Source organism: Moorena sp. (genome assembly GCF_982860115.1).
In genome coordinates, this window is the sequence record NZ_CEYLVT010000115.1 from 15,772 (window position 1) to 23,575 (window position 7,804).

Annotated in this window: 6 protein-coding genes and 1 pseudogene; 4 read left to right on the top strand and 3 right to left on the bottom strand. The window is 45.7% G+C overall.

Going from position 1 to position 7,804, the window contains the following annotated elements:
- Nucleotides 1–94: 94 nt before the first annotated feature.
- From AC4II3_RS19300 to AC4II3_RS19310, 3 genes are all read right to left on the bottom strand, one after another.
- Complete coding sequence (locus AC4II3_RS19300) at nucleotides 95–1,135, bottom strand: glutathione S-transferase family protein (protein WP_488009832.1); 1,041 nt, start codon at nucleotides 1,133–1,135, stop codon at nucleotides 95–97.
- A 256-nt stretch (nucleotides 1,136–1,391) separates the two neighbouring features.
- Entirely contained in the window at nucleotides 1,392–1,589 is a 198-nt protein-coding gene (psb35, locus tag AC4II3_RS19305; RefSeq protein WP_488009830.1) for a photosystem II assembly protein Psb35, read from the bottom strand.
- Nucleotides 1,590–1,650: 61 nt separating this feature from the next.
- On the bottom strand, nucleotides 1,651–4,167 hold the full coding sequence (locus AC4II3_RS19310) for a transglycosylase domain-containing protein (protein WP_488009828.1): 2,517 nt from the start codon (nucleotides 4,165–4,167) through the stop codon (nucleotides 1,651–1,653).
- 293 nt (nucleotides 4,168–4,460) lie between these two features.
- Here AC4II3_RS19310 and AC4II3_RS19315 point away from each other — a divergent pair, with 293 nt between their 5' ends.
- The 4 genes and pseudogenes from AC4II3_RS19315 to AC4II3_RS19330 form a co-directional block, all read left to right on the top strand.
- Nucleotides 4,461–6,077: a B12-binding domain-containing radical SAM protein gene (locus AC4II3_RS19315; RefSeq protein ID WP_488009826.1), complete on the top strand. Its 1,617-nt coding sequence runs from the start codon at nucleotides 4,461–4,463 to the stop codon at nucleotides 6,075–6,077.
- 254 nt (nucleotides 6,078–6,331) lie between these two features.
- A complete protein-coding gene (locus AC4II3_RS19320) occupies nucleotides 6,332–6,952 on the top strand; it encodes a class I SAM-dependent methyltransferase (RefSeq protein WP_488009824.1) in 621 nt (206 codons plus the stop codon).
- Between the two features lie 284 nt (nucleotides 6,953–7,236).
- A complete protein-coding gene (locus AC4II3_RS19325; protein ID WP_488009822.1) occupies nucleotides 7,237–7,413 on the top strand; it encodes a hypothetical protein in 177 nt (58 codons plus the stop codon).
- A gap of 191 nt (nucleotides 7,414–7,604) precedes the next feature.
- Nucleotides 7,605–7,804 (top strand): annotated as a pseudogene (locus AC4II3_RS19330) (hypothetical protein); the annotation flags it as partial.

Here is a 7,804-nt window from a genome sequence, read left to right on the forward strand (position 1 = left end):
CTAAATTCTAAATTCGCGCATTCTAAATTCTAAATTCGCGCATTCTAAATTCTAAATTCGCGCATTCTAAATTCTAACTTCTAACTTCTAACTTCTAACTTCTAACTTCCCTACTCCCTACTCCCGATTCCCTACCATGAGGTCTAAGCAGGCTAGTCAAATCAGGGCCACTGGGAATAATTCCACCTGGATTGAGGGGGAACAGATTTCCGTAGTAATCCCGCTTGACATCCTCCAAGCTACAGGTATCAGCAACTCCGGGAAGCTGATACAAGTCACGCAGGTAGGGACCTAAGTTATCGTAGTCCTGAATTCTTAAACGGTTGCACTTGAACAATCCATAATAGACCACATCAAAACGGAACAGAGTGGTAAATAGACGCACATCTGCCAAGGTTACCCTATCCCCACACAGGTATCTACTGGTCTCTAGGGCTCGATTAATCTTATCCAAGGTTGTGAATAGCTGATCGCAAGCTTTCTCATAAGCCTCTTGGGTCTGGGCAAAACCGCAGCGATAGACTCCATTATTCACCGTATGGTAGATTGTCTCATTCCACACATCAATAGTTTCTTTCAGTTCCTCTGGATAAAGGTCTAGGGTAGGATTAGTAGCAAACTGATTGAACTGTGAGTTCAGCATTACGATAATTTCTGCACTCTCATTGTTGACAATGGTTTTGCTCTGTTTATCCCACAGCACTGGAATTGTGCAACGACCGTTGTAGCCTGTTTGTGCCAGGTCGTAAAGCTCAGGAAGCGTGTCGCAGCCTTCCTGCTGCTCATTAAATACCCAAATCCCCTGATTTGAAGAAGGAGAGGCAATGAATACCGGTATTGCGTCTTGGAGTCCTTTCAGTGCCCTGACCACGAGAGTGCGGTGCGCCCAAGGGCAACCGAGTCCTACATAAAGACAGTAGCGTCCTGCTTCCGGTTGGTAAGAATTCTCTGCTTCTGTCCCAATAAAATTCCTAAACTCGCTCTTCGGGCGAATGTACTCTCCAGAATTATTCCGTGGAGCCAGCTTCGACATCATCATTTGCCAGAGAGTTGTCCAGACAAATTTTCCCAACCTGATGATCAGTGTTGGTGGGAGTGACTTGCCTTTCTTCTTAGTTTCAGCAGCTCTGGTCATGATGGCAATTCAGTAAGACATATAGCGCTACGGGCAAGGGCTTTAGGCAAAAGGCAAAAGTTTTCTATAACAGCTTTTGCTGTTTGTATCAATGTCAAACACCTTAATGCGTAGTGCTATATATACGATACCAACAAATTCTGACCAGTGGCTTGATTACCCTAATAGGGCTAAAAAAGAACCGTGACTTCAACAGTGTAAGTCACGGTTCTTTTTGAGTCAAATCTTCTGGTTTTCCCAACCAAACTAACGTCTGTTAGCTTTCGTCTCCCTTAGAATTATCCTCTGAATCGATCTTTGGTACCCAATTAGGAGTGTCTGACCCTTCCCAACCAGCAGGACGTTTAGAGTTGTACCAGGCAATGGAGCCAATCACAACTGCTGCCACAAACCCCACAACATACACTAGGGTAAACCACAAGGGAAAACTGCCTGCTTCCATCAATACATACATAGCCAGTTTAGATTTTCTCGTATTTCGGTTATCGTACCATCCAGGATGATGGCTTCGATACCTACTTTCTAGCTGCTGGGGGAGCTAACGGACCTCCTGCTGGCCTGCGTTGAGGCTTAGGACGAGCCACCGGTTTGGGAGCAACTCTCGGTGCTGGTGCTGGCCTGCGCCTTGCTCGTGCTGGTGCTGGTGAATACCTGCGCTTTGCTGGTGCTGACCGTCTCGGGGCAGTGTTTTTAGGTGTATAGCGTCTGGTGGTACTTTTACGGGGATAAGACCGTTTAGTTGTCGCTTTGCGACGGTAATACCGTTTGGGTTGAGAGCTTTTCCTAGACACCCTGACCCGACTACGCCGCCGTTTAGAACTGGCTCTTCTGCTTGAACTAGCTCGTCTTGAACTAGTTTTTCTCCTTGACCGAGTTGTGGAAGCTGTAACGGTAGTGGGAACAAATTTTTTGTTAATAACTCGTTTGGGTTTAATCGGCTGAGCTTCAATGGTAGCTTCCCGACCGGATAACTTCCTGGGGCGCTCAGTAAAGGACTCACGGTCTAAGTCTTGGATTACCTCCAACATGAACTGACGCCAGGTGGCAGCAGCAGTTGCACTAGACCCCCTGGTAGGCTTGTTATCATCATTACCTAACCAAACCCCAGCTACTAATTGGGGAATATAGCCCACAAACCAGAGGTCACGGGCATCATCAGTAGTACCGGTTTTTCCAACTGCTGGTCGTCCAATTTGAGCCGCTGTCCCAGTCCCCCCGGTAACCACACCCCTGAGCATCCAGGTGACAATGGCTGCTGTTTCTGCATCAATAGCTCGCTCACCCTCGACTTTGTGGTCGTAAATCACCTTACCGTGCTGGTCAATAATGCGGCTAATCCCATGAGCATCGTGGTGAATGCCTTGGGCGGCTAAGGTGCCATAGGAATTGGTGAGTTCTAACAGGTTTACCTCAGATGCTCCTAAGGCTAGGGAGTAGGTGGGATGGAGTTTGGATTTAATCCCCATTTTTTGAGCTAGTTTGATGATCGGCTCCCAGCCCACATCCACTAGGGTTTTGACGGCTACCACATTCACCGAAGAAATCAGGGCATCCCGCACTGATATCGAACCCCGGAATCTCTCACTGTAGTTTTTAGGTTCGTAACCATCTACTATATATCCCGCATCCATGTAGCCTTTATAGGGAGACATCCCTGTTGCTAGTGCTGCGGCATACACGAATGTTTTGAATGTAGAACCGGGCTGACGCTGAGCTTGGGTGACCCGATTGAGGTAATTATTGCTATCTAAGTCATTAAAATCCTTACCCCCAACCATGGCTTTGATCTGACCATTGCGGGGATCCACAGCAACTAGTGCAGCTTGTCCAAACCGCTGATACCGACCATAGGTTTTCATGGTCTTTTGGACAGCGATTTCAGCAGCATCTTGCCACTCTAAATTAATTGTAGTTTCAATGGTCAGCCCTTTCTTAGCCAGTACTTCTTTGGAAACGTATTTGGGCAATTCTTGTTGAATATATTCCGTGAAATAGAATGCTTTACGCTCCAGTCGCTTCGGTTGGCTTGGCTTAATACTCAGGGGCTCGGCCATGGCTTTGTTGGCTTCAGCCTGGGAGATGTAGCCATTTTCCAACATCCGCTGCAATACTACATCACGACGCTCTTTGGCTGCTTTTTGCCTAGAGCTATCGATTTTGCCCTCCAACAATGGCGAGTAAACACTAGGAGCTGGAGGTAATCCCGCCAGTGTTGCCATTTCTCCCAAGGTCAGGTCTTTTACCGGTTTACTAAAATAGACCCAAGCGGCATCAGCAACCCCGTAAGCACCGGAACCCAAATAGACTAAGTTTAAATAACGCTCCAGAATTTGATCTTTGCTCAAATCCTGCTCAATTTTCTGCGCCATGCGCATTTCTTTGAGTTTGCGTACGATGCTGCGTTCGTGATCAAAGTAGACAATTCTAGCGAGTTGCTGGGTAATCGTGCTACCTCCTTCTACTACTCCCCCAGCTTTGAGGTTAGCCACAGTAGCACGAAGGATACCCTGGGAATCTACCCCTTTATGCTCTTTAAAGCGTTGGTCTTCAATGGCAATGAAGGCTTCCATCAGGGTTTCGGGTATTTGCCAAATCTTGAGGGTCTCATGACTAGCTGGCCCAATTTGCTGGATAATAGTGCTGTCGCCAGCTTTGATCGTGATCGTGCCATCTCGAACATAGGTCAAGACATCCTTAGTAGAATCTGGCAGAGAGCTTTCTAGCTTTTGCCAACCCCAACCCAATGCGATCGCACTGCCACCCACCCCTAGTCCGATCCAAAACCAGGAGCGACGATAGATTGCTTTTGGTCCAATTAGCGGTTTGATTACCGTACTAGATACACGCTTAATTCCGTTGAGAGTTTGGGCAACTACCCTCGGTCGCTTCCGCCGTCTTGGCTTTGGTGAGGGGTGCTTGCCATCATTAGACTCAACACTCTGATTCAAATCCGATTTTTTCGCCAGTTTCTTTGAGAGATTCCCAGAGTTGTGGCTATGCCTATCTTGGGGCTTCGGGGAAAATATTGACACATCAACTCCTTAGCAATACAAAAGCAGCCATAACATGTTGTCGTATAACTTGTTGTCTATTTTAGGGCTTAAAATTTTAAATTTAGTGAATCTGTAACTTTTTTCCTTCTGCTTGCCTAAAATCCGGATTTATACGTACTAGTCATGATGTCATTGGTCATTTGTGATTGGTTATTTTCCACTACTAGTTAAGCCCTTAGTGAGCCACTAATCATGACCAAAGCATAATGTAACTATTAAAATAAACCTTATTTTTTGCTATTTTTCAATCCAATACGTCCTCTTTAAACCCTGTGGTATTTTCCTCCGAACGTCTTCTGTTTACACCAGCGACTCCTGACGACCATGCCATTCCTACTATTTTTGCCTTTCCTAATCAATACAACGTCGGTATTACTAGTCTCGGCTACCAGATAGTGTGGGCATCTTTAGCCTTGCGCCCTGACCTAAGGGTCAGCCGCTTGTTCACCGATTACCATGAGCCATTACCGAGACAGCCAGAATTACTAGGTTATTCTATATCATGGGAATTGGATTATGTCAATATCTTAGGGGGATTGGAATTTTTGGAAATACCCCTATACTCAGCACAACGAGACTCTAGCCATCCCCTAGTGTTTGGTGGCGGTCCCGTGTTAACCGCTAATCCAGAACCCTTTGCTGACTTCTTTGATGTGATTTTGCTCGGAGATGGGGAAATCCTGCTAGATAATTTTATCGATGCTTATCAAGAGGTTCGCACTGCTGAACGTAATACTCAACTGCAGCATCTGGCCCAAGTCCCTGGAGTTTATATACCTAGTCTATATCAGGTAACCTACCATGACCTAACCAGTGCGATCGCATCCATTAAACCAGTCTGTGATCAGATTCCTGCCACGGTATCTAAACAGACCTATCGGGGCAATACCCTGTCTGCTTCCACAGTAGTCACCGAAAAAGCGGCTTGGGAAAACATCTACATGGTAGAAGTGGTGCGCAGTTGTCCAGAAATGTGTCGCTTCTGTCTGGCCAGTTACCTCACGTTACCATTTCGTACTCCTAGCGCGATCGATGCTCTGATTCCAGCTATAGAACGGGGATTAAAGGTAACAGACCGGATTGGCTTACTGGGAGCATCCGTCACCCAGCATCCCGAGTTTGATGTGTTGTTAGATTACCTAAATCAGCCACAATACGACCATGTGCGCTTGAGTATTGCCTCAGTGCGAACCAATACAGTTACTGAAAAGCTAGCCCAAACCCTAACTAAACGGAACACCCGTTCCATTACGATTGCAGTGGAAAGTGGCTCACAACGGTTGCGCGAGATTATTAATAAGAAGCTCACAAATGACCAAATTATCCAGGCAGCAGTGAATGCTAAAGCAGGGGGATTAAAACGTCTGAAACTCTACGGGATGGTAGGAATTCCGGGAGAGGAAATAGCAGATGTTGAAGAAACTGTAGCAATGATGGAACAGATTAAGAAAGCAGCGCCCGGTCTAGGCTTAACCCTCGGTTGCTCTACCTTTGTTCCCAAAGCTCATACACCCTTTCAGTGGTTTGGCCTGAATCCCCAAGCCCAGAAGCGCCTCAAGTTGTTGCAGAAAAAATTACGGACGCAAGCCATAGACTTTCGACCAGAAAGCTACAACTGGTCAGTCATTCAAGCACTGATTTCCCGAGGGGATCGTCGCTTATCCCAACTCTTAGAACTAACCAGGCATTATGGGGATTCCCTAGGCAGTTTCCGCCGTGCCTTTAAACAATTACGAGGACAGTTACCTGAACTAGACTTCTACGTCTATACCGACTGGTCAACAGAACAAGTCTTGCCTTGGAGTCATCTGCTTGGGCCACTTCCCCAAGCCACCTTGCTCAAGCACTTAGGTGCTGCTACATCCCTGGGCGCAGGGAATGGGGAATAGGGCGTGTGGTAGGTGTGGGGCGTCAGTTTATTATTAAGCATTCAGCTAATGCGCTACGCGCACGCTATGCGAACAGCTATCAGCCAAAGGCCTGTGGCCAAACTACTTGAGCTCTGAACAGCTTTTGAATAAAATAAGCTGACGGCTGACGGCTGTTCACGTAGCGTGAGCTTTTAGCTGACGGCTGTTCGCGTAGCGTGGCCAAAGGCCTTCGGCTGAATGCTTATATTTATTACTTTTACTAATTACAACCTATGCTTGAGCTCTTAACTGAAATACAGAATACATGGCAGGATATAGTCCTACCTGTAGATAAAAGAAAAGATTGTTGGACAGTTAGCCAACAATTCCGTGATCATGTCAAACAATTTTTCCCGAAAAAAAAATATACTTTATTAGAGGTAGGATGTTACAAGGGCATGACCGCAAAGCACCTAGCCGATCACTTTACTCAATATCTAGGTTTAGATGTTAACGATAGGTACCTGAGAGTAGCAAGACTAAACAATATTTTTAATTCCCATGTAAAATTCCAAAAATTTGATGTTTATAATTCTGATTGGAATGAGTTAACCTTTCCTGCTGATGTGGTTTTAATAGATGCACGTCATAAATATGAGTATATCAAACAAGATATTGATAACTGTTTAAAGCGATTTAATAATGCATTGATCATTTTTGATGATTACGGAGCATGGGAAAGCGTCTTTAGGGCAGTTAATGAAGCCATCGATGACGGTAAATTAGAGGTAGTTAAAGAAATTGGAGTTGAGAAAGGCCAGCAACTGTGGCCAGATCAGAATAATCCATACTCTTACACACATTTTGGCTCAGAAGGATTAATTTGCCGTAGTAGTAAAGCGGTTTTCAATTAGGTTAGGTTTTTAGGGAGTAGGCAGTAGGGAGTAGGGAGCAGTGAATTCAAACCGAAAATCCGACTCTAGGGTTGAGTAATAGTTGTTCTCTACTTCATTTGTTCCGGTAGCGGCTTAGAGCATTGGATTCCGTCAATTCAAAAAGACACCGGTTAACTAAAAATAACTTAACGTTAATCATCCTTAACAGAAAAGGTACCCTCAAGGGTACTGTGAAGCCAGAGTTAGATCTGACATTCTAGAAATGTGTTGATGAAACGTAATTGTAGCAAGAGGTAAAACCCATGGCTTACAAATACTATAACCCCTGTGTGTTCCAAGTTCCGATCAAATTAGAAGTACCCATTGTTCTCGACATCGCTGTCGCTGCTAAGCGTAAGTGCTTTGACAAATATGAGGACATGGAGCTCATTGAGGCCGAAGGTAACGGAGATACTGAGTCACCCGAACCCGTTACTTAGTACCTTTAGGCATCTTTGAAAGGAATCTTTAACGGCTGGCTTTGAATTAGTTCATAGTAATTAATCCCTGCAATACCCCTAGGCTGATTAAGCCAGGGGATTTTTTTTGTCAGTCTCCTGATATAGCGCTACGCGCAATGGTATTGGCAAAAGGCAAGAGTTAATCAAGTAGCGATGGAGAGGTGCGACCCGTGATGGTGAGCAATCCCTTGACCGTAGGTCACGCGGGGCGCGTTCGCCATCACGGAAAACGCACCATTACGGTCTTAGCAGTTTCCAGTGCAGTTGATCATCTCCCCATCTCCCCATCTCCCCATCTCCCCACACTTCCCACACTTCCCTACTCCCTACTCCCTACTCCCTATTCCCTATTCCCTATTCCCTATTCCCT

Coding starts and splice junctions, on each gene's coding strand:
- AC4II3_RS19300 (WP_488009832.1), bottom strand. CDS start 1,135: ATGACCAGAGCTGCTGAAACTAAGAAGAAAGGCAAGTCACTCCCACCA.
- AC4II3_RS19320 (WP_488009824.1), top strand. CDS start 6,332: ATGCTTGAGCTCTTAACTGAAATACAGAATACATGGCAGGATATAGTC.
- AC4II3_RS19325 (WP_488009822.1), top strand. CDS start 7,237: ATGGCTTACAAATACTATAACCCCTGTGTGTTCCAAGTTCCGATCAAA.
- psb35 (WP_488009830.1), bottom strand. CDS start 1,589: ATGTATGTATTGATGGAAGCAGGCAGTTTTCCCTTGTGGTTTACCCTA.